This is a genomic window from Streptomyces hoynatensis, from assembly GCF_003626535.1.
GTDB classification, from domain to species: domain Bacteria; phylum Actinomycetota; class Actinomycetes; order Streptomycetales; family Streptomycetaceae; genus Streptomyces; species Streptomyces hoynatensis.
Map to the genome: position 1 here is coordinate 293,049 of NZ_RBAL01000002.1, position 20,582 is coordinate 313,630.

A 20,582-nucleotide genomic window follows, 5' to 3' on the forward strand; every position below is an offset into this window, starting at 1 on the left:
CTCGCAGGGGGCCTCACAGGACGGCGGCGACCGCCTCGGCCGTCAGCCGGTAGCCCGCGTCGTTCGGGTGGAGCCCGTCGGAGGAGTCGTAGGCCGGGTTGAGGCGGTCCGGGTCGGCCGGGTCGGCGAGCACGCGGTCCAGGTCGACGACCGCGTCGAACTCCCCGGAGTTGCGGATCCAGTCGTTCACCTCGTCGCCGACCCGGGCGGCGTGCGGCCCCCAGTGGTCGGAGCCCTGGAACGGCGGGAGGGTGGCGCCGACGATCTCCAGGCCCACCTGGTGCGCCCGCCGGATGAGGGTTCGGTAGCCGGCGATCAGCTCGTCCGCCGATATCTCCGGCGCGGGCCGGTAGGTCGGCTGGTCCTCGACCTCGCTGAAGCCGATGTCGTTGACGCCCTCCAGCAGGACGACGGTGGAGACGCCGGGCTGGTCGAGGACGTCACGGGCGAAGCGGGCGGTGCCCCGTTCCCCGTACCAGGCGGAGTCGTTGAGGACGAGGTTCCCGCCGATTCCGGAGTTGACCACCGGCCGGCCGGTGAGTTCGGCCAGTTCGTCCGGGTAGCGGTTGTCGGCGCCCGGCGTCGAGCCGAAGCCGTCGGTCAGGGAGTCGCCCAGGGCGACGATGCCGTCGCCGCCGTGCCGGTCCCGCCGGTCGCGGCCGACCTCCACGCCGGACAGGTAGTACCAGGACTGGCTGGTCTCCGCGAACGCCGCGCCTGAGGCGTCGGCCCGGTGGTCGCCGTCGGCCAGGTAACTCGTGGCGAAGCCCTGGGCGTGGAACGTGGCGGGCCCGGTGGTTCCGGCCAGGTAGAGCGTGACGGTCACGGAGGTCAGGTCGTCGGCCGCCAGGCCGGCGGCGTCGCTGCGGAGGTCGCCGTGCGCGGGGATCGCGGCCGAGCGATGCCCGCCGAAGGTGAGCGGGCGTACCGTGCCGGGGACGACGGAGGCTCCTTCGGCGGTGCGCGCGACGGTGGCGCCGCTGATCTCCACCGGCGAGGTGCCGTAGGCGTTGGACAGGCGGATGCGGAGCCGGTCGCCGCCCTCGCTGATCCGGACGACCTGGCGGACGGTCTGGTGGGAGAAGCCCGCCTGCGACCAGTTCGGGGTGAAGCCGGTGCTCGGCATCTGCGGTGCGGCCCCCCAACTGGCCTGCCACCGGACCGGATCGGCGGCGGCGGCGTTCGGCCAGGTCGACGCCCCGATCAGGAGGCCGGCGACGGCGGTGGCGGGGACGGCGGTGGAGACGGCGAGGCGGCGGGAGCGCGGTGCGCGAGACATGACGGGGTGCCCTTCCATGGAGACCCTTAACGGGTCTTTTTTCCCGTTAGCTGGGTCACCGTAGCACCGCGAGGGCGGTTAAGGGAACTTCGGGACCGTTAGTGTGGGCGGCCCACCCGTCCGGCGCCCTGCCCGGCCCACCCGTGGCGCGGCGCGGGCTCAGCCCCCGGTTCGCGGCAGGCCGGGCGGGTTGATCTCGGAGCGCTCCACCGCCTCGTCCGCCAGGCCCCAGCGGTCGAGGACCCGCGCGTAGGTGCCGTTGCCGATCACCTCGTTGAGGGCCTCGTTCAGCGCCCGCACCAGGCCGTTGTCCTTCTTGGTGGTGGCGGCGATCTCGCCCTGCACCTCGTCGCCGCCGCCGGAGAAGGTGCCGATGATCTCCGTCTCCCCGGTGACGGCGGCGTGGTAGGCGGAGGTGGGGTGGGGGCCGAAGTAGGCGTCGATCCGGCCCGAGGAGAGCGCCAGATAGTAGTCGGCGGCGTTCTGGTAGTACCTGATCTCGGTGGGCTCAAGGCCCTGGGCCAGGTTCTGCTCGTTCCAGTCGAGGAGGATCTGCTCCTGGTTGGTGCCGGAGCCGACGCCGAGGGTGTGCCCGGCGACGTCCGCGGGCTCCGTCACCCGCCAGTCCCCGCCGGCCGGGGCCTCGACGGCGAGGTTGTCCAGCCGGTAGGTGGCGAAGTCGTACTTCTCCTTGCGCTCCTCGGTGACCGTGATGTTGCTGAACCCGACGTCGTACCTGCCGCTGTCGAGACCGACGAAGATGTTCGCCCAGTCCATGGTGTGGTAGCGGACCTCAAGCCCGAGCACGTCGGCCACCAGGGAGGCGATGTCGGTCTCCACGCCGATCACGGTCTCGTCGTCGGTCGCGTAGAAGTCGAGCGGCGGCGCGGTGCCCCCGGTCTGGGCCACCTCCAGGGTGCCGCGCTCGCGGATCTCCGCGGGCACGAGCGCCGCGATGTCCGGCACCGCCTCGGTGGTGATCCGGTCCTGGTCGGGGCCGAGGTCGAAGCCGGCGCCCGCCGGGGCGCTCGCGCCCGCCGGCCTGGGGCCGGCCTCCTCCTCGGGGTTCGCGCAGCCGGCGAGGGCCGGCGCGGCCAGGGCCGCCACGGCGGCCAGGGCGGCGAGCGGCGCGGCCGGCACGGCGCGGGCGGCGCGGCGGCGGGCGGGACGGCGGCGGGCGGGGCGGGACATCACGGCTGCCTCCTGCGAGTCGGGGAACGGGGGCGGTACGGGCGCGGCCGGTGCCGCGGCACCGGGCCGCGGCCCTGCGGGGTCCGCGGGCGCGGCGGCCTCACAGCGCCTTCGAGAGGAACGCCCGGGTGCGTGCGTGGCGGGGCGCGTCCAGCACCTGCTCCGGCGGGCCCTCCTCGACGATCAGGCCCCCGTCCATGAAGACCACCCGGTCGGCGACCTCGCGGGCGAACCCGATCTCGTGGGTGACGATCAGCATGGTGGTGCCGGCGCGCGCCAGGTCCCGGATCACGTCGAGGACCTCGCCGACCAGTTCGGGGTCGAGCGCGGAGGTGGGCTCGTCGAACAGCAGCACCTTGGGCTCCAGGGCCAGCGCCCTGGCGATGGCCACCCGCTGCTGCTGCCCGCCGGAGAGCCGGCGCGGATAGGCGTCCGCCTTGTCGGCCAGCCCCACCCGGGCCAGCAGCGCCGCCGCCCTGGCCTCGGCCACCCGGCGCGGCACGCGGCGCGCGGACACGGGGGCCTCGACCAGGTTCTCCCGCACGGTCAGGTGCGGGAAGAGGTGGAAGTCCTGGAAGACGAAGCCGATGTGGACCCGCTGCCGAAGCACCTCCCGCTCCGTCAGCTCGCGCAGCCGGCCGCCGCTGCGCCGGTAGCCGACCAGCTCCCCGTCGATGCGCACGAAGCCGCGGTCCAGCCGCTCCAGGTGGTTGATGCTGCGCAGCAGCGTCGACTTGCCGGAGCCGGACGGGCCGAGGATGACGACCACCTCGCCCGCCCGCACCCGCAAGTCGACGCCGCGCAGCACCCGCAGCGTTCCGAACGCCTTGTGCACGCCGCGGACGTCCACCATCGCGCCGCCGGCGGCGCCCTCCGACGCGCCGCCCGCTCGTGCGCCGTTCCACACGCCGCCCGCACGCCCGCCGGGCCCGCGTGCGCCCTCCGGCGTGCCGCCCTGCCGCGCCCCGCGGCGCGGAAAGCCCCTCACGCCGCCCCCCGTTGCGTGGCGGGCCCCTCGGCCGCGGGCGCCCCGGCCGCCGGCCGCCGCGCCGCCGCCGCGAGGCGCGGGAGGCGCGGGAGGCGCGCAAGGGCGCGCCGCCACGCCGCGCGCGGGCGCGTCCGCCCCACCCCGCGGGCGAAGTACCGCTCCACCCGGGCCTGGGCGAGGGACAGCAGCGTGGTGAGAACGATGTACCAGAAGGTCGCGACCATCAGCAGCGGCACCACCCGGCCGTTGCGCCCGTAGATCACCTGCACCCGGTAGAAGAGCTCGCCGATGGCCATCACGGACACGATCGAGGTCCCCTTGAAGAGGGAGACGATCTCGTTGGCCGCGTTCGGCAGGATGCCCCGCATCGCCTGCGGCAGCACGATCCGGCGCAGCTGCCGCGCCCGCGGGATGCCCAGGGCCGCGGCGGCCTCCCGCTGCCCCGGGTCCACCGCGATGATCCCGCCGCGCACGATCTCGGCGGCGTACGCGGCCTGATGCAGCGCCAGGCCGAGGACGGCCGCGCTCATCGCGCCCACCAGGTGCAGCGTCTCGAAGCGCCAGAACACCGGACCGAAGGGGATGCCAAGGCCCAGCTCCCGGTACAGGTAGGCCAGGTTGAACCAGAACAGCAGCTGCACGATCAGCGGTATCGAGCGGAAGGCCCACACGTACCCCCAGGCCACGCCCCGCAGCAGCGGCGAACCCGACAGCCGCATCAGGGCGAGCAGCACGCCGAGTGAGAAGCCGATGACCGTGCCGTAGGCCGTCAGCTGCACCGTCAGCCACAGCGCCCGCAGCACGCTCTCGGCGAAGAGGTAGTCGAAGAACGTCTCCCAGTCCCAGCCCGGGTTGGTGACCAGCCCGTGGACGAACTGCGCCAGCAGCACCAGGACCACGAGCGCCGCCACCCACCGCCCGTAGTGCCGCGCCGGGACGATCGGCAGCCCGTCCGGCTCCTCCCCGTCCTCCCGCCGGGCGGCGCGCCCGCCCGCCGCGTCGCGCGTCACGCTCCCGCTCACGGCAACTCCCCTGGCGCGCCGCCCCCGGCCGCGGGCCCGGGCGTGGCGGCCGGGGCGGGCGCGAGGAGCTTCTCGAAGGGCAGCGGGCCCAGGGTCTCCGGGGCGGCGGAGGTGTCGAACAGCGGCGTGTAACCGGCCGCCAGATACAGCGCCCTGGCCTCCGGCTGGCGCGGCCCCGTGGTGAGGTGGATGCGGCGGTAGCCTGCGCGGGCCGCGGCCGACTCCAGCTCGGCGAGGACCCGGCGGGCCAGGCCCCGCCTGCGGTGCGCCGGGTGGCACCAGACGCGCTTCAGCTCGGCCGTCCGCGCGTCGTGGCGCCGGTAGGCGCCTCCGGCGACCGGCTCGCCCCCGGCGAGCAGGAGCAGCAGCAGCCCGTGCGGGGGCGAGAACTCCCCGGCCGGGTAGCGCGTCATCTCGGCCCGCGCCCCGCTGCCGTAGCGCGCGACGTACTCCCGCTCCAGGCCGCGCAGCAGCGGCCCGGCCAGCGGGTCGGTCACCTCGGCCCGCACCACGGTCCCCTCGCCGGCCTCGGCCGGCGGCAACGCGCCGTCCGCGCCGGGCCCGGGGTCCTCGGCGTGCCGGGCGCTCCCGGCGCTCCCGGCGTTCACGGCGTCGGTGGTGTTCACGGTGTTCACGGCCTTCATGGCGTCCACGGCTCAACAGTGGAGCACCGGCACGGCGCGTTCGACAAGGAAATCGGCGGCCCCGGCGGGAAATTCACGGAGCGACAACCATCCGGCATTGCGCGGCAACAATATGTCGCCCCGATGACGCCCGCCGCATGGCGCAAGGCTACGGGTCGGCTCCCCGATTCCCGCCGGTGAACTGGGACTTCACCGGATCGTGGGGACGCGGGAGACGGGGCGTCCTGCGCCTTTTATTTCCACGGCATGTCACTTCCCATGAATGTGCGGAAGAACAGGCATGCGTACCGGGATGCGGTGGAAGAATGGGCCGGGACCGTGCGCCGGATCGAAAACGGCGGTATCTCCGGCACCGGCCGAGAACGCCCGGAATCCCCGGAGGAGCACCGACATGACGTCCCAGCACCGCGTTCCGCTCTCCGTCCTCGACCTGGCCCCCGTCCCCTCCGGCTCGACGGGCCGGGCCGCCCTGCGCGCCACCCTCGACCTGGCCCGCCGCGCCGAGGAGTTCGGCTACCGGCGCTACTGGGTGGCCGAGCACCACCTCACCGAGGGGGTGGCCTCCGCCGCCCCCGCGGTGCTCATCGCGCTGATCGCCTCGGCGACCAGCCGCATCCGGGTCGGCTCGGGCGCGGTGCTGCTCGGCTACTACGCCCCGGCCGCCGTCGCCGAGCAGTTCGGGACCATCGCCGCGGTGCACCCGGGGCGGATCGACCTCGGCCTCGGCCGCTCCGGCCTGGTGCGGCCCGAGGAACTCGCCGCGCGGTTCGCCGCGGTCGGCGCCGGGGGCCCGCCCGCGGCCAACCGGCTGATCGGCGGGGTGGTCATCCCCCCGAAGCCGCGCTCCCGGTTCGGCGACCCCGAGGTCCGCAGGCGCTTTCGCGAGCGGCAGGAGCTGCTGATCGCCAGGCAGGACGCGGGCCACGACTACCTCGCCGAGGTGGGGCAGGTCCTCGGGCTCCTCGCCGGGACCTACCGCACCCCCTCGGGGGAGCCGCTGCACGCCCCCGCCGCCGAGGGCGCCGCCTTGCAGGTGTGGGTCCTGGGCTCGGGCCCGGGCGCAAGCGCCGAGGCGGCCGGCCGCCTCGGGCTGCCCTACGTGGCCAACTACCACGTCAGCCCCTCGACCCTGCTGGAGTCGGTCGAGGCGTACCGCGCGGCCTTCGTCCCGAGCCGCGAACTGGCCAGGCCCCACGTGGTGGTGTCCGCCGACGTGGTGGTGGCCGAGGAGGAGGCGAAGGCCCGCGAACTGGCCTCGCCCTACGCCCGCTGGGTGCTGAGCATCCGGGCCGGCGACGGCGCGATCCCCTTCCCCACCCCCGAGGAGAGCGCCCGGCACCCCTGGACCGAGGAGGAGCGCGCGCTGGTCGCGGACCGGGTGGACACCCAGATCGTCGGCGACCCCGCCTCGGTCGTGGACCGGCTGAGCGCCCTGCGCGAGGTCACCGGGGCCGACGAGCTGCTGATCACGACCATCACCCACGCCCACGAGGACCGGGTCCGCTCCTACGGACTCCTCGCCCGGGCCTGGCGGCCGGCCCCCTGAGCCGCTCAGCCCTCGACCACCACCCCCGAGGACTTCCCCACCGCCGCGACCAGCTCGTCCAGCATCGCCACCAGCTCCCCCTGGCGTCCCCGGCCCGGAACCAGGCGGGTCATCTCCTCGAAGTCGTCGCGGAAGGTGAGGGAGACCTGCTCGGCGACCGCGATGACCCGGACGTTGCCCAGGACGTAGCGGAGGTGGTCCATGGCCCGCTTGCCGCCGCCGATGCCGTAGCCCACCAGGCCGGCGTCCTTGCCGGTCCACTCCGCGTAGAGGAAGTCGAGGGCGTCCTTCAGCACGCCGGGGATCGAGCCGTTGTACTCCGGGGTCACGAAGACGAAGGCGTCCAGGGTCCCGATCCGCTCCGCCCAGGCCAGGGTGTGGGCGTGCCGGTACTCGCCGCCCCGGGCGGGGGTGGGCTCGTCCAGGTGCGGCAGGGAGAAGTCGGCCAGGTCCACGATCTCGAAGGAGGCGTCCGCGCGCCGCGCGGCGATGCCGTGGACCCAGCGCGCCACCTGGCCGGCCTTCCGGCCCGGCCGGGTGGTGCCGACGATGATCCCCACCCGGGGAATGGACAGCGGCTGGGGCAGGTCGGTGCTGACTGGCGGCATGGTGCGCCCTTTCTCGGAGCCTTCCCGGAGCCCGGGATTTCGTCGTGCACACTGTATTTCAGAAGACACTGCGTCAAGCGGAATGGAACTATGCTGCGCCCATGCCCACCCGCAAGTACGAGCAGCGCCTGCGCGCGGAGGCCGCGGAGGCGACCAGGCGGCGCATCCTCGACGCGGTGTACGCCGCGTTGCGCGCGGCGCCCGCCGCGTCGCTCGGCATCGACCGCGTGGCGCGGCTGGCCAGGGTGGCGCGGCCGACCGTCTACCAGGTCTTCGGCTCGCGGGCCGGCCTGTTCGAGGCGGCAGGCGCCGACCTGATGAGCCGCGGCGGCTTCGCCGAGGCCCTCGGGGCCGCCGCCGGGGCGGACGCCCGCGCGGCCCTGCGCGCCACGATCCGGGCCGTGGCCGGGGCGTACGCGCCGCACCACGGGGTGCTGCGCGCGCTGCACGCGATGGCGCGCCTCGACCCCGCGGCCGGGGCGTGGTCCCGGGACCTGGAGGAGGACAGGGCGGCCGGCATGGCGCGGCTGGCCGCCCGGCTCGCCGCGCAGGGCGCGCTGCGCGCGGAGGTCGCCGAGGCCGAGGCGGCCGATCTGCTCTGCCTGTTCACTGCCTTCGAGAGCTTCGACCGGCTGTACGCGGGCCGCGGCCTGCCCGCCGGGCGCGTGGCCGACACGCTGACCGCGGCGGCCGAACGCGCCCTCTGCGGCTGAGCCCTGGCCGGGCGACCCACGCGGCCCCCCGCCGCGAGGCGGCCCCCCGTCGGCGGGGCCCCCGTCGGCGGGCGGCCCTCGGCGGCCGGTGGCCTCCCGGCGGCGGGCGGTACCCGGGCGGGCGGCGGCCCCTGGGCAGTGAACCCCCGGCGGCGGGTGGACCCCGTGCGGTGGGCGGTACCCGTGCGAGGGGAACCCGAGGCCGGGCGGGCGGCAGCCACATGGCGCGCCGCGGGCGCCGCGCGATGCCCGGCGGATGCCGCCCGCGCCCGATGGCGCACGCCCGCACCCGGCCGCGGGCGCCTGCGCCCGCTCGCGGCCCGGCCGCGTACGTCCGCAGCCGCCGCTGTGGGGTCAGCCGGCGGGGCGGGGTGGGTCGAGTGCGTCGCGGTGTGCGGCCGTCCAGGCGTGGGCGGCGCGCACCTCCTCGACCACCCCGCGCTCGCGCAGCAAGGACATGGCAGGATCGCCGCGCTCCGCGCCCGCCGCGATGCCCCGCAGGCAGCGGTCCTGCCACCACAGGACGGTGTCCAGCAGCGGCTCGCCCGGGTCCAGGCCGTAGGCCGCGCGGATCAGCGCGATGCCCCGCGCCGCCTCGGCCACGTCCGTGACGCCGGGGCCGAGCCCCAGGTACTGCCAGCACAGGTGGGCCACGTCCTGCACGCGCCGCCCCGGCGCGGCGATGTCCCAGTCGATCAGCGCCAGCGGCCGCCATCCGTCCGCGTCGACCGCGTAGACCGTGTTGCGCGGCGAGAGGTCGTTGTGGCAGACGACCTCGGCGCCCGCGGCGAGCGGCGTGCCGCTGGTCAGGTCGTGGAACTCCCTGACGAGACGCGCCACTTCGGCCAGGCACTCGGGGGAGCGGGCCGCCGCCTGCTCCCCGGGCTCAAGCGCCACCCGCCCCGCGACGTAGCCGAAGACCTCGCGCCCCTGCTCGTCCCGGCCCAGCCGCCGGGGCGCGCCCCGCCAGCCGTGCGCCGCGAAGTGCGCCAGCAACTCGGCGACGAAGGCGGAGCGCGCCGTGGGCCGACGGCGCACCGTGTCGCCCACGCGCACCACCCGGTTGACGAAGCCCCCGCGCAGCACCTGCTCCCCGGTCTCCTCCGGTGTCCCCTCCCGCATGCCCCCACCCTGCCACGGGCGGCGGCTCAGCGGAGGGCGGCCCAGGTGGTGCGGGCGACGGCGGGCGCGAACTCCTCGATCGGCGTGACCACGTCCTCCCCGGAGAAGTGCAGGAAGAACGCCCGCTGGAAGCAGGCCCCGAGCAGCAGGGCCGCCGCCGCGTACGGGTCGGCCTCCGGGGAGACGCGGCCCCGCTCCCGCTCCCGCCGCAGGTACCGGGTGAGGGCATCGAGCACCATATGCGGCCCCCGGCCGATCTCCCGCAGGCCCTCCCGGTGGCGGCCGAGCAGCGCGGGCTCGGCGAAGAGCGAGGCCGCCATCGGCATCGCGTCGGCGTAGAAGAGCGCGGCCCGGCGCGCGATCTCGGTCAGGCACTCCTCCACGCTCCGCCCGCCGGGGTCCGCGGTCAGCTCGGCGAGCAGCGGGCCGGCGTTCCGCGAGCGCTCCGTGAGGACCCGGACGAAGAGCTCCTCCTTGTTGGCGAAGTGCTTGTAGAGCGCGGCCTCCGAGCATCCGGCCTCGCGGGCGATCGCCTTGGTGGTGGCGTTCGCCAGGCCGACGGAGCGCATCAGCCGCTCCGCGGCGTCCAGCAGGCGCTCGGGCGTCGGCCGGCTTGACTTCGGGGTGAGCATTCACTCACCCTACAGGGAGACCGGGGTGAGTAAATGCTCACCCACCCCTGGCGGCCCTGCCCCGCGATGCGCCGCGGCCGGGCTCGGGGGCCCGTTCCCTCACGAAGGACACGGCAAGGACATGCCCATGAAGCTCACCGTCTTCGGCGCCACGGGCGGCGTCGGCCACCAGGTCGTCCGGCAGGCGCTCGACGCCGGCCACCGGGTCACCGCGGTCGTCCGCGACCCGGCCAGGCTGGCCCACCCGGAAGGGCCGGGGCTCGACGTGGTCACCGTCGCGGACGTCACCGACGCCGGGGCCCTCGCGCCCCTCCTGGCCGGGCGCGACGCGGTGATATCCGCGCTCGGCGCGCGCAGCAACAGGCAGGCGAAGACCGAACCCGTCGCGGGTCCCGCGCTGCGCGCGATCCTGACCGCCATGGAACGGGCGGGCACCGAGCGCCTGGTGGCCGTGAGCGCCGCCCCCGTCGGCCCGCCGGGAGAGGGGGCCGACCTGCTGACGCGTGCGGTGGCGTACCCGCTGCTGCACCTGCTGCTGCGGCACAGCTACGCCGACCTGCGGGAGATGGAGCGGGTCATCGCGGCGAGCGGCGCGCGGTGGACCGTCGTCCGGCCGCCCAGGCTCACCGGCAGGCCGCACACCGGCGCCTACCGCCGGGTCGTGGGCGGCAACGTGCCGGGCGGCAGGACCATCGGCCGCGCCGACGTGGCCGACGCCCTGCTGGCCTGCCTGGGCGACCCGGCGACCGAGGGCAAGGCGGTGGGCGTCGCCGCCTGACCGCCCGGGTCAGGGGCGGCCGGCGCCCGGGCCGGGCCGGCCGGCGGGGGCGGCCCGGGCGGCGAGCAGGCCGAGGGCGCCCTCCACGGCCTCGGCGAACGGCTCTTCCGTGCCGGCCGCGCGCGCCAGCACGTACCCGCCCTGGAGCACGGCGACCAGGGCGGAGGCGGTGGCCGCCGGGTCGAGCCCGCGGTCGAGCTCCCCGCTCTCGACGCCCTCGGCCAGCACCGCGGCGATCCGCTCCCGCAGCCACCCGAAGGTCTCCTCAAGCGGCCGGCGCAGCGCCTCGTCGGCCATCACGTCCGGGTCCTGGGTCAGGCGCCCCACCGGGCAGCCCCGCAGCACCTCCCGCTCGCGCCGCAGGTACGCCGCGATCCGCTCCACCGCGCCGCCCGGGCCGCCCAGCCGGGCCTCGGCCTGGGCCCGCAGCTCCTCGGCGGTGCGGGTGATCGCCGCCAGGGCCAGGTCGGACTTGCCCGCGAAGTGGTGGTACATGCTGCCCTGCCCGGCGCCCGCCCGGCGCTGGATGGCCCGGGGGCTGGTGCCGACGTACCCGCGCTCCCACAGCAGCTCGCGGGTGCTCTCGATGAGGCGTTCCGAGGTGCTCACCGGAAAAGTGTACCTACCGGTACGCACAGCGGGAGAGGCGGCGAACCGGCCCCGGCACGGGCCGCGTTGCCGTCGTCGGCGTACCGTCGGCGGATGTTCACTGCACAGGAGCGGGACGCGGTTCTGGAACGGCTGCTCGGCCTCGCCCGCGAGGACCCGCGGATCACCGGGGCCGCGCTGACCGGCTCGGCGGCGGCGGGCCACGCGGACCGCTGGTCGGACCTCGACCTCTTCCTCGGCGTGGCCGAGGGCACCGCACTGCCCGAGGCGGCGGCCGCCTTCGGGGAGTTCGCCTACCGGGAGCTGGGCGCCCTGCACCACTTCGACCTGGTGGCGCCCCCGTTCCGCTACCGCGCCTTCCTGCTTCCCGGCGGCCTGGAGGCGGACCTCGGCTTCGCGCCCGCCGGGGCCTTCGGGCCGGTCGGCGAGGGGGGTTTCCGGCTGCTCTTCGGCGAGGCGGCCGGCCGGCGGCCCGCCTCAGCCCCGGACGTGGACCACCTGATCGGGCTCGCCTGGCACCACGTGCTGCACGCCAGGATCTCCGTGGAACGCGGCCGGGGCTGGCAGGCCGAGCACTGGATCGGCGCCCTCAGGGGGCACGTGCTGACGCTCGCCTGCCACCGGCTCGGCCTGCCCACCGCCTATGCCAAGGGGGCCCACCTGCTGCCGCCCGAGGTCACGGACCCGCTGGCGGAGGCGCTGGTACGCGACCTGGGCGCGCGCGAGTTGAGGCGCGCCCTCTCGGCGGCCACGCGCGCCTTCCTGCGGGAGGCGCGGGAGGCCGACGCGGACCTGGCCGCCAGGCTCGAAGGGCCGCTGCTCGACCTGGCCACGGGCCGGGGCGAGGGGACCGCCTGAGCGGAACGGGGGGCTACTCGCCCTCCTCGGGCCGGGACAGGTCGGCCCCCTCCTCGCGGGCGAGGCCGCGCACCTTGACGAAGGGGGTGACGAGCAGGTCGTAGACCAGGACGCCGAGGATCGCGCCGATCAGCGGGCCGACGAGGGGAATCCACCAGTAGTTGCCGAACCAGCCGAAGGTGCCGGGGAAGGCGATGTGGCCCCAGCCGGCGAAGAAGGTGAACGCCCGCGGCCCGAGGTCGCGCGCCGGGTTGATGGCGTAGCCGGAGTTCGTGCCGTAGGCGAGGGCGATCATGAAGACCACGAGGCCGATGAGGAGGGGGGCGAGGTTGGCCTGGGGGGCGGAGTTGCGGGTGTCGAGGAGCGCGCAGATCAGCAGGAGCAGCAGCGCGGTGGCCACGATCTCGTCGAGCAGCGGGCCCCACCAGGAGTTGCCGAAGTACTTGGCGGGGAAGGTCGCGAAGATGGAGAAGGTGTCCAGGGACTCCGTCTTGCCGGTGCCCGCCTTGTCGTTGGCGGCGTTGATGGCCCAGCGGTAGGTGGCGTAGATGACGCCCGCGGCGGCGAAGGCGCCCAGGATCTGCGCCGCCCAGTAGGGCAGGATCTTCCACAGCGGGAAGCGGCCCCGGACGGCGAAGCCGAGGGTCACCGCCGGGTTGATGTGGGCGCCGCTGATGCCGCCGGCGACGTAGACGCCGAAGACCACGCCCATCGCCCAGCCCCAGGCGATGATCAGCCAGTTGGCGGCGGTGAACGGGCCCGGCTGGCGGTCGGAGCCTGGCAGGCCGACGACGGCGACGGCGACGGAGCCGATGCCGATGAGGACCAGGACGAAGGTGCCGAGGAACTCCGCGATCAGCTCGCTGGGCAGCCCCTCCCGATAGCCGCGCCGCAGGGGAATGCGATCCGCCATCTGCTCGCTCATTCGGCCCTCCGTGACACAGGTCGGAAAGGGCGGGGCCGCCCCGGCTCGGACGAACGTACGCAGGCACGCCGGGAGCGGTGGGGCTCTGGCGGCGAGTCGCCGCCGAAGTCCGCCCGATGGCGTACGCGGGCGCATCCGGGGCGCGCGGATCAGTCCGTGGTCAGGTAGGCGCAGAGCACGACGCCGTCGTGCGCCTCGGCGGTAACCTCGGGCGGGCAGCCGGGGTACGTCTCCTCCTCGCCGTGCCGCCAGGGCGGGAGTGGCTCTTCCGGGGGGAGCCCGGAGAGGCCCACCTCCGCGCTCGGCCCCAGCTCACCGCCCCAGCCCTCCGAGGGCGCGTCCGAGGGCTCGGCGCCCGCGGGCGGCGGCGGCTGTGGCGTCTCGGGCAGCGTGCTGCCGCAGCCGGTGAGCAGCGCGAGCGCCCCGAGCGCCCCGGGTATCCCGAGCGTCCCGGACATGCCGAGCCCTCCGGGTATCCCGAACCTCCCGAGTGCCCCCGTGCCCCGTCTCCGGCCCGCCATTCCGTCGCTCCCCTTCCCGGCGCCGCTTCCCGGCTGCGCCTCCCCCGGCCGGCTGCGCCGCTCCGCTTGCCCGGCTCGTGCGTCGGCCCCGCGCGCCGGCCCGCCGGTTTCGCTCGGTCGCCCGTCAGACTACGCGCCGCCACCGACACGCGAGAATCCGCGGCGAACTGCTGCACGACCGTTGACGGTGCCGCACGCCACCCCTAACTTTCGTTCGTACATCCGATCCATGTTCGAAATTGCGAATACTTATGGGATGGGCGGGCCGCATGTTCCCTTCTTCCTTGCCACCTCCGAGACCGAGCCGCAGGCGCGTGCTGGGATCACTCGCCGGCGCCGGGGCGCTCGGCGCCCTGTCGGCGGCCGGGTGCGCCGCACCCAGCGGCGTCGCCTCGGGCAAGACCCGGCTGCGTTACTGGCACCTCTTCGGCGGTGGAGACGGCGTCACCATGGCCGCGATGCTGGACGCGTACCAGCAGAGCCACCCGGACGTCGACCTCCAGGCGGCCACCCTCGCCTGGGGCTCGCCCTACTACACGAAGCTCGCCATGGCGGGCGCCGGCGGCCGGGCCCCCGAGGTGGCCGTGCTCCACATCACCCGGCTCCCCGGCTTCGCGCCCGGCCGGCTGCTCAACCCCTTCGACCTGGACCTCCTCGCCGAACACGGCGTCACCGAGGCCGACTTCCCCCCGGACCTGTGGCGCCGCGGGCAGGCGGGCGGCAAGCAGTACGCGATACCACTGGACACCCACCCGATCGTCCTCTACTTCAACACCGAGATATGCGAACAGGCCGGACTGCTGGACGCCGACGGCCGGCTGGTCCCCACCACGGGGCCCGAGGAGTTCGTCGCCGCGATCCGCGCCGCGGGCGAGGTGATCGGCGGCCCGGGGCTCGTCGTCGAGACGCTCGGCGCGGACACGGTGGGCCCCTGGCGCATCTTCTGGACCCTGTACTCGCAGACGGGCGCCACCATGCTCAGCGAGGACGGCACCCGCATGACGCTGGACGACCAGAAGGCCCTTGAGGTCCTGGAGTTCATGCGGATGCTGAGCGACGAGGGCCTGATCGCCCCGCGCACCGACTACGCCGCGAGCGTGGGCCTCTTCTCCAGCGGCCAGGGCGGCTTCTTCATCAACGGCGAGTGGGAGGTGTCCACCTTCCTCAACAACGAGGTGCCGTTCTCGATGACCCGGCTGCCCGACATCTTCGGCTCGGGCCGCGTGGAGGCCGACTGCCACTCCTTCGTCCTGCCCAACCAGACCGACCGCGGCGGGCCGGGCAACGAGGCCGCGCACGAGTTCGTCGCCTGGCTGCTGAAGAACTCCGTGGACTGGGCGGCCGGCGGCCACGTGCCCGCCTACCTGCCGACGCTGGAGAAGCCCGAATACCTCGACATGCGCCCGCAGTCCGAGTACCGCTCGGTCATCGACGACGTCGTCCTGGACCCGCCGGCCTGGTTCGCCGGCTCGGCCTCCGCGCTGGAGATCGAGCTGGGGGCCGTCTTCTCCGGCGTCTTCACCGGCTCCCGTTCGCCGGAGAACGCGCTCGCGGAGGCGAAGTCACGGCTCCAGGACCTCCTGGACACCCCCAACCCGTTCGGGGAGACGGCATGAGCACCACGACCCCGGCCGCCGCGCCGCCCCGCGTTTCCCAGCCGCCCGCCCCGGCCACCGCCCGCACCGTCCGCCGCCACTGGCTGGAGCACGGGCTGGTCTTCACCCTGCCCTTCCTCGTCGTCTACGCGCTCTTCCTGGTCTGGCCGCTGCTGTGGGGCGTGAAGATGAGCCTCACCAACGAGGACATCGCCGGCACCCACTCCGACTACGTGGGGCTCGACAACTACGCGGACGCCCTGAGCGACCCCGACGTGTGGTCCTCGCTGTGGAACACGATCTGGTTCACCGTGCTGTCCACCGTGCCGCTCGTCGTGATGGGGCTGGTCTTCGCCCTGCTCGCGCACCACCTCCGCTTCGTCAGCTGGCTGTGGCGGCTGAGCTGGTTCACGCCCTTCGTGCTGCCCTCGGGCGTGGTCTGCCTGCTGTGGCTGTGGGTGATCTACCCCTCGGACTTCGGCTTCGCCGACCAGCTGCTCGACTTCCTGGGCCTGCACCCGGGCATCGGCTGGCTGACCGACACCAGGTACGCGATGCTCTCGGTCGTCCTCACCACCGTCTGGTGGACCGTCGGCTTCAACTTCCTGCTGTACCTCGCCGCCCTCCAGGCCATCCCGCAGCACCTGTACGAGGCGGCCGAACTCGACGGGGCCGGGGCCTGGCACCGGTTCCGCAGCATCACCCTGCCGATGCTCAACCGCACCACGGGCGTCGTCGTCGTGCTCCAGCTGCTGGCCTCGCTGAAGATCTTCGACCAGGTGTACATCATGACCGGCGGCGGCCCCGACGACTCGACGCGGCCGATCCTCCAGTACGTCTACCAGACCGGCTTCACCGGCTACCGCGTCGGCTACGCGTCCGCGATCTCGTACATCTTCTTCGCGCTGATCGTGATCGTCTCCCTGATCCACCTGCGGCTCACCCGCCGCTCCCGTGAGGAGAACCCCGCATGAGCGCCCTGACCGCCGTGCGCAACGCCCTGCTGCCCCGCGGCGAGGAGGACAGCGGCGGGCGCACGGCCCGCTGGACGCCGGGGCGGATCGCGCTCCTGTGCTGCGCCATCCTGCTGGCCGTGCTGTGGCTGCTGCCGCTCGCCTGGGCCCTGGCCACCTCCCTGAAGCCGGACAACGAGACCACCGACACCGGCTTCCACTGGATCGGCTCGCACCTCACCCTCGACGCCTACCGCAAGGTGTGGGAGTCGGGGGACCTGCCCAGGTGGCTGTTCAACACGGCCTACATCGCGAGCGTGACCACCGTCCTCACCGTGCTGCTGACCGCCATGGCGGCCTACGGCTTCAGCCGCACCCGCTTCCGCGGGCAGAAGGTGCTCTACGGCCTGGTGCTCGCCGGGATCATGGTGCCGCCCCAGGTGCTGATCGCCCCGCTGTTCGCCGAGATGGTCTCCCTGCACCTGGTGGACACCTACTGGGGCGTGATCCTCCCCCAGGTCGCCGTGCCCGCGATGGTCTTCATCCTGGTGAAGTTCTTCGAGGGCCTGCCGCGCGAGCTGGAGGAGGCCGCCTACGTGGACGGCGCGGGGCGCTGGCGGGTGTTCTGGCAGATCGTGATCCCCCTGTCGCGGCCGGTGCTCGCGGCGGTGGCCATCTTCACGTTCATCCAGACCTGGAACAACTTCCTGTGGCCCTTCCTGGTCACCACCGACCCCAACGGCATGACGCTGCCCGTCGGCCTGGTCAACGTGCAGTCCTCCTTCGGCGTCCGCTACGCCCAGATGATGGCCTCGGTCATCATCGGCGGGCTCCCGCTGCTGGTGGTGTTCGTCTTCTTCCAGCGGCAGATCGTCCGCGGCGTCGCACACACCGGCCTCGCCGGCCAGTAGCGGCGCCGGCACCGGATCGCCGGGCGCCCTCCGCAAGGGGCGGGGCGCCCGGCCGGCGGGCGGCGATCCCCCCACGGCTCGGGGATCACCGCCCGCCCACCCGTTGACGGGGGATCGGTGCCCCGCCTAAGTTCTGTTCGAAGTAACGATCGCCGTACGAGATTTCGTACGTTTCGCCAGCAGGACGCGAGCACACAGGGACCCGCATGAGCGACGCACCGCACACCGCCCGATTCACCCTCGACCCCGCCTTCGCCGTCTCACCCGTGGACCCCAGGCTGTTCGGCTCCTTCGTCGAGCACCTCGGCCGCTGCGTCTACACCGGCGTCTACGAGCCGGGCCACCCCACCGCCGACGCGGCGGGCCTGCGCGGCGACGTCCTCGACCTGGTGCGCGAGCTCGGCGTGACCGTGGTGCGCTACCCGGGGGGCAACTTCGTCTCCGGCTACAAGTGGGAGGACGGCGTCGGCCCCAGAGAGCGCCGCCCGCGCCGCCTCGACCTGGCCTGGCGCTCCACCGAGAGCAACCAGTTCGGCCTCGGCGAGTTCATGGACTTCGTCCGCAAGATCGACGCCGAGCCGATGCTCGCCGTCAACCTGGGCACCCGCGGCGTCGCCGAGGCCATCGAGCTCCAGGAGTACGCCAACCACCCCGGCGGCACCGAGCTGTCCGACCTCCGCGCCTCCCACGGCGACAAGGACCCCTACGGCGTCGCGCTGTGGTGCCTGGGCAACGAGATGGACGGCCCCTGGCAGACCGGCCACAAGACCGCAGACGAGTACGGGCGGCTGGCCGCCGAGACGGCCCGCGCCATGCGGCAGGCCGACCCCGGCGTCGAACTCGTCGCCTGCGGCAGCTCGTCCCAGAGCATGCCGACCTTCGCGGCCTGGGAGGGTACCGTCCTCGGCCACGCCTACGACCTGGTCGACCACATCTCCCTGCACGCCTACTACCAGGAGGAGGACGGCGACCGCGACTCCTTCCTCGCCTCGGCCGTCGACACCGAGTCCTTCATCGAGAACGTCGTCGCCACCTGCGACCACGTCGGCGCCCGCCTCAAGTCGCCCAAGCGCATCACGCTTTCCTTCGACGAGTGGAACGTGTGGTACCAGAGCGGCGGCGCCCCCCAGCTCTCCGACGAGGGCCGTGGCGAGGACTGGAGCGAGGCGCCGCGGCTGCTGGAGGACAACTACAGCGTCACCGACGCCGTGGTCTTCGGCTCGCTGCTGATCGCCCTGCTGCGGCACGCCGACCGGGTCAAGGTCGCCTGCCTCGCCCAACTGGTCAACGTCATCGCCCCGATCGCCACCGAGCCGGGCGGGGCGGCCTGGCGGCAGACGACGTTCCACCCCTTCGCGCAGGCCTCGAAGTACGGCCGCGGCACCGTCCTGGACGTGCGCCCCGAGGGGCCCCGGCACCTGACCCGCCGCTACGGCGAGGTGGACCTGCTGCACGCCACCGCGGTCCGCGACGAGGCCACCGGCGCCGTCACCGTCTTCGCCGTCAACCGCCACCAGACCGAGCCGCTGCCGCTCGAGGTCACCCTCCACGGCCTGGGCCTGACGGAGGTGACCGAGCACTCCGTGCTCGCCGACGCCGACCCCGAGGCCCGCAACACCGCGGCCGAGCCCGAGCGCGTCACCCCGCACCAGGCCACCGGGACCACGCTGGCCGGCGGCGTCCTCCGCGCCACCCTGGAACCGCTGTCCTGGAACGTGATCCGGCTCGGCTGAGGGGGCTCCGGCGCGGCCGAAGGGCGACCGCCCCACGCCGCGAAAACCCCGCTTCCCGGTCAGGGCGGGCGAACCGGTCAGTCGCTCTCAAGAGGGCCGTCTTCCCCCGCTCACCCGCCGTTCATGTGCGCGCTCAAGAGTGCCCCCGGCAATCGACACGAGAGCGCATCCCCCGGGGAGTACGACATGGGGCACGGACACCACCACGGCCACGGCCACCCGCACGGCCATCACCACCCGCACGGCCACGGTCACGACCACGAGGAGACCAGACCGCTGCCCGCGGCCATGGACCTCGCGGTCCCCGACAGCGAGTTGAGCCCCGACCAGCTCACGCGCCGCTCCATGCTGCGCCGCGCCGGCCTGCTCGGCGCCGGCGTGGCCGGGGCGAGCGTGCTGGCCGGGGCCGGCGGCGCCGCCGCCTCCTCCCCTGCTGCGTCTGCCTCGTCTGCCGCGGGCAGCCGCGGGAACGGGGGCGGCGGCCTCACCTGGCTCGCGGGCGACCACCACATCCACACCCAGTACAGCCCCGACGCGCAGTACCGGGTCATCGACCAGGTCCGCCAGGCCGCCGCCCACGGCCTCGACTGGATGGTCATCACCGACCACGGCACCGAGCAGCACGTCAGGATCGGCGTCGAGAAGGTCAACCCCGACATCCAGGCGGCCCGTTCCGCCCACGAGGACACCCTGGTCTTCCAGGGCCTGGAGTGGAACATCCCGGCCGCCGAGCACGGCACCGTGTTCGTGCACCCGGGCCGCAACGAGGTCGAGGTCCTCAAGCAGTTCGAGCGGGACTACGACGGCGCGGTGCAGTCCGCCACCGCCAACACCCCGCAGAACGAGGCCCTGGCCATCGCCGGCCTCGACTTCCTCGCCTCCCAGGTGCGCCGCAACAAGGTCAAGGACGCCCTGATGCTGGCGAACCACCCCTCCCGCAAGGGCATCGACTCGCCGCACGAGATCCGCGCCTGGCGCGACGCCCAGCCCACCATCGCCGTCGGCTTCGAGGGCGCCCCCGGCCACCAGGCCGGCGGCATCCCCGCCCCGCACGGGCCCGGCAGCGGGCGCGGCGGCTACGAGTCCAGCCCGAGCGCCGACTCCTTCGCCGGCTACCCGGCCGAGTCCTACCGGACCTGGGGCGGCTTCGACTGGATGACCGCCACCGTGGGCGGCCTGTGGGACAGCCTCCTCGCCGAGGGCAAGCCCTGGTGGATCACCGCCAACTCCGACTCCCACAAGATCTACGGCGACACCTCGGTCACCCCCGCGGACGACGACTTCGAGGGCAACGGCTTCCACACCCCGCCGGTGTACGCCGGCTCCGGGCTGCTCACGGACAACACCGACTTCTGGCCCGGCCAGTACAGCAGGACCCACGTCGGCGCCCGGAACTTCTCCTACGCCGCCGTCATGGAGGGCATCCGCGCCGGGCGCATCTGGGTGGACCACGGCGGGCTGATCTCCGGCCTGGACGCCCGGCTGCGCGGCGGCGGCAGGTCCGTCACCCTGGGCGGCTCGCTGCACGTGCGGCGCGGCACCCGGGTCGAGCTGTCCATCGAGATCGCCCTGGCCAACGGCCCCAACTGGGCGCAGTTCGTGCCCGAGCTGGCCCGCGTGGACGTCATCCAGGGCGCGGTCACCGGCACCCAGCGCGACAAGGACACCTTCCGGGCGCGCCAGGCCAAGGTCGTCACCTCCTTCGACGTCAACCGCTCGACGGGCACCGTCACCCTGACCTACTCGCTCGGCCGCGTCGACCAGCCGCTCTACGTCCGGCTGCGCGGCACCGACGGCAACCGCAGCCAGCCCGGCCTGTACGGCGCGGACGTGGACCCGGCGGGCCCCGCCCTCGACGTGCTCGGCGACGCCGACCCGTGGCAGGACCTGTGGTTCTACTCCAACCCGATGTGGGTGCTGCCCGAGTAACCCCCCTCGCCGCCGGCCGTCGCGA

Annotated in this window: 20 protein-coding genes; 9 read left to right on the forward strand and 11 right to left on the reverse strand. The window is 74.3% G+C overall.

The window, feature by feature from the left end; translation table 11 throughout:
• Window positions 1-13: 13 nt before the first annotated feature.
• The 5 genes from D7294_RS04740 to D7294_RS04760 all read right to left on the reverse strand — a co-directional run bounded on the left by D7294_RS04740 (window position 14) and on the right by D7294_RS04760 (window position 5,022).
• Window positions 14-1,279 (reverse strand): SGNH/GDSL hydrolase family protein, encoded by a 1,266-nt coding sequence (locus tag D7294_RS04740; protein WP_120675806.1) that lies wholly within the window; start codon window positions 1,277-1,279, stop codon window positions 14-16.
• Between the two features lie 159 nt (window positions 1,280-1,438).
• Window positions 1,439-2,470 (reverse strand): ABC transporter substrate-binding protein, encoded by a 1,032-nt coding sequence (locus tag D7294_RS04745; protein ID WP_120675807.1) that lies wholly within the window; start codon window positions 2,468-2,470, stop codon window positions 1,439-1,441.
• Window positions 2,471-2,570: 100 nt separating this feature from the next.
• On the reverse strand, window positions 2,571-3,323 hold the full coding sequence (locus D7294_RS04750) for an amino acid ABC transporter ATP-binding protein (protein WP_120676210.1): 753 nt from the start codon (window positions 3,321-3,323) through the stop codon (window positions 2,571-2,573).
• 131 nt (window positions 3,324-3,454) lie between these two features.
• Entirely contained in the window at window positions 3,455-4,480 is a 1,026-nt protein-coding gene (locus tag D7294_RS04755; protein WP_206619461.1) for an amino acid ABC transporter permease, read from the reverse strand.
• The gene (locus D7294_RS04760) at window positions 4,477-5,022 is read right to left on the reverse strand and encodes a GNAT family N-acetyltransferase (protein WP_422070659.1); all 546 of its coding nucleotides are present in this window, start codon (window positions 5,020-5,022) and stop codon (window positions 4,477-4,479) included. The genes D7294_RS04755 and D7294_RS04760 overlap by 4 nt, the downstream gene beginning before the upstream one ends.
• A 493-nt stretch (window positions 5,023-5,515) precedes the next feature.
• Here D7294_RS04760 and D7294_RS04765 point away from each other — a divergent pair, with 493 nt between their 5' ends.
• Window positions 5,516-6,670, forward strand: coding sequence for an MsnO8 family LLM class oxidoreductase (locus tag D7294_RS04765; RefSeq protein ID WP_120675809.1), 1,155 nt, complete (start codon window positions 5,516-5,518; stop codon window positions 6,668-6,670).
• Between the two features lie 5 nt (window positions 6,671-6,675).
• Here D7294_RS04765 and D7294_RS04770 read toward each other — a convergent pair whose 3' ends face one another.
• Window positions 6,676-7,278, reverse strand: a complete 603-nt coding sequence (locus D7294_RS04770; RefSeq protein WP_241562102.1) for an NADPH-dependent FMN reductase — start codon at window positions 7,276-7,278, stop codon at window positions 6,676-6,678.
• A gap of 101 nt (window positions 7,279-7,379) precedes the next feature.
• On the opposite strand from D7294_RS04770, the gene D7294_RS04775 reads away from it, so the two are divergent.
• The gene (locus D7294_RS04775; protein ID WP_120675811.1) at window positions 7,380-7,991 is read left to right on the forward strand and encodes a TetR family transcriptional regulator; all 612 of its coding nucleotides are present in this window, start codon (window positions 7,380-7,382) and stop codon (window positions 7,989-7,991) included.
• Window positions 7,992-8,345: 354 nt separating this feature from the next.
• Here D7294_RS04775 and D7294_RS04780 read toward each other — a convergent pair whose 3' ends face one another.
• The gene (locus tag D7294_RS04780; protein ID WP_120675813.1) at window positions 8,346-9,113 is read right to left on the reverse strand and encodes a phosphotransferase; all 768 of its coding nucleotides are present in this window, start codon (window positions 9,111-9,113) and stop codon (window positions 8,346-8,348) included.
• Between the two features lie 26 nt (window positions 9,114-9,139).
• On the reverse strand, window positions 9,140-9,745 hold the full coding sequence (locus D7294_RS04785; protein ID WP_120675815.1) for a TetR/AcrR family transcriptional regulator: 606 nt from the start codon (window positions 9,743-9,745) through the stop codon (window positions 9,140-9,142).
• Between the two features lie 127 nt (window positions 9,746-9,872).
• Between D7294_RS04785 and D7294_RS04790 the strand changes: the two genes are divergently transcribed.
• A complete protein-coding gene (locus D7294_RS04790; protein WP_120675817.1) occupies window positions 9,873-10,523 on the forward strand; it encodes an NAD(P)-dependent oxidoreductase in 651 nt (216 codons plus the stop codon).
• A gap of 9 nt (window positions 10,524-10,532) precedes the next feature.
• Here D7294_RS04790 and D7294_RS04795 read toward each other — a convergent pair whose 3' ends face one another.
• On the reverse strand, window positions 10,533-11,132 hold the full coding sequence (locus D7294_RS04795; protein ID WP_120675819.1) for a TetR/AcrR family transcriptional regulator: 600 nt from the start codon (window positions 11,130-11,132) through the stop codon (window positions 10,533-10,535).
• 93 nt (window positions 11,133-11,225) lie between these two features.
• Between D7294_RS04795 and D7294_RS04800 the strand changes: the two genes are divergently transcribed.
• Window positions 11,226-11,990 carry a hypothetical protein gene (locus D7294_RS04800; RefSeq protein WP_120675821.1) on the forward strand — a complete coding sequence of 255 codons (765 nt, stop codon included), beginning with the start codon at window positions 11,226-11,228 and terminating at the stop codon, window positions 11,988-11,990.
• A gap of 13 nt (window positions 11,991-12,003) precedes the next feature.
• Here D7294_RS04800 and D7294_RS04805 read toward each other — a convergent pair whose 3' ends face one another.
• Both D7294_RS04805 and D7294_RS04810 read right to left on the reverse strand, forming a co-directional pair.
• Window positions 12,004-12,903 carry an MIP/aquaporin family protein gene (locus D7294_RS04805; RefSeq protein WP_120676219.1) on the reverse strand — a complete coding sequence of 300 codons (900 nt, stop codon included), beginning with the start codon at window positions 12,901-12,903 and terminating at the stop codon, window positions 12,004-12,006.
• A gap of 161 nt (window positions 12,904-13,064) precedes the next feature.
• Window positions 13,065-13,373, reverse strand: a complete 309-nt coding sequence (locus tag D7294_RS04810; protein WP_120675823.1) for a hypothetical protein — start codon at window positions 13,371-13,373, stop codon at window positions 13,065-13,067.
• A gap of 347 nt (window positions 13,374-13,720) precedes the next feature.
• On the opposite strand from D7294_RS04810, the gene D7294_RS04815 reads away from it, so the two are divergent.
• From D7294_RS04815 to D7294_RS04835, 5 genes are all read left to right on the forward strand, one after another.
• Window positions 13,721-15,052: an extracellular solute-binding protein gene (locus tag D7294_RS04815; protein WP_120675825.1), complete on the forward strand. Its 1,332-nt coding sequence runs from the start codon at window positions 13,721-13,723 to the stop codon at window positions 15,050-15,052.
• The gene (locus D7294_RS04820; protein ID WP_120675827.1) at window positions 15,049-16,005 is read left to right on the forward strand and encodes a carbohydrate ABC transporter permease; all 957 of its coding nucleotides are present in this window, start codon (window positions 15,049-15,051) and stop codon (window positions 16,003-16,005) included. The genes D7294_RS04815 and D7294_RS04820 overlap by 4 nt, the downstream gene beginning before the upstream one ends.
• Window positions 16,002-16,895, forward strand: a complete 894-nt coding sequence (locus D7294_RS04825; RefSeq protein ID WP_120675829.1) for a carbohydrate ABC transporter permease — start codon at window positions 16,002-16,004, stop codon at window positions 16,893-16,895. Before D7294_RS04820 ends, D7294_RS04825 begins: the two co-directional genes overlap by 4 nt.
• Before the next feature lie 206 nt (window positions 16,896-17,101).
• Window positions 17,102-18,628, forward strand: a complete 1,527-nt coding sequence (gene arfA / locus D7294_RS04830) for an arabinosylfuranosidase ArfA (RefSeq protein WP_120675831.1) — start codon at window positions 17,102-17,104, stop codon at window positions 18,626-18,628.
• 186 nt (window positions 18,629-18,814) lie between these two features.
• Window positions 18,815-20,557 carry a PHP domain-containing protein gene (locus tag D7294_RS04835; protein ID WP_120675833.1) on the forward strand — a complete coding sequence of 581 codons (1,743 nt, stop codon included), beginning with the start codon at window positions 18,815-18,817 and terminating at the stop codon, window positions 20,555-20,557.
• Window positions 20,558-20,582: the final 25 nt, after the last annotated feature.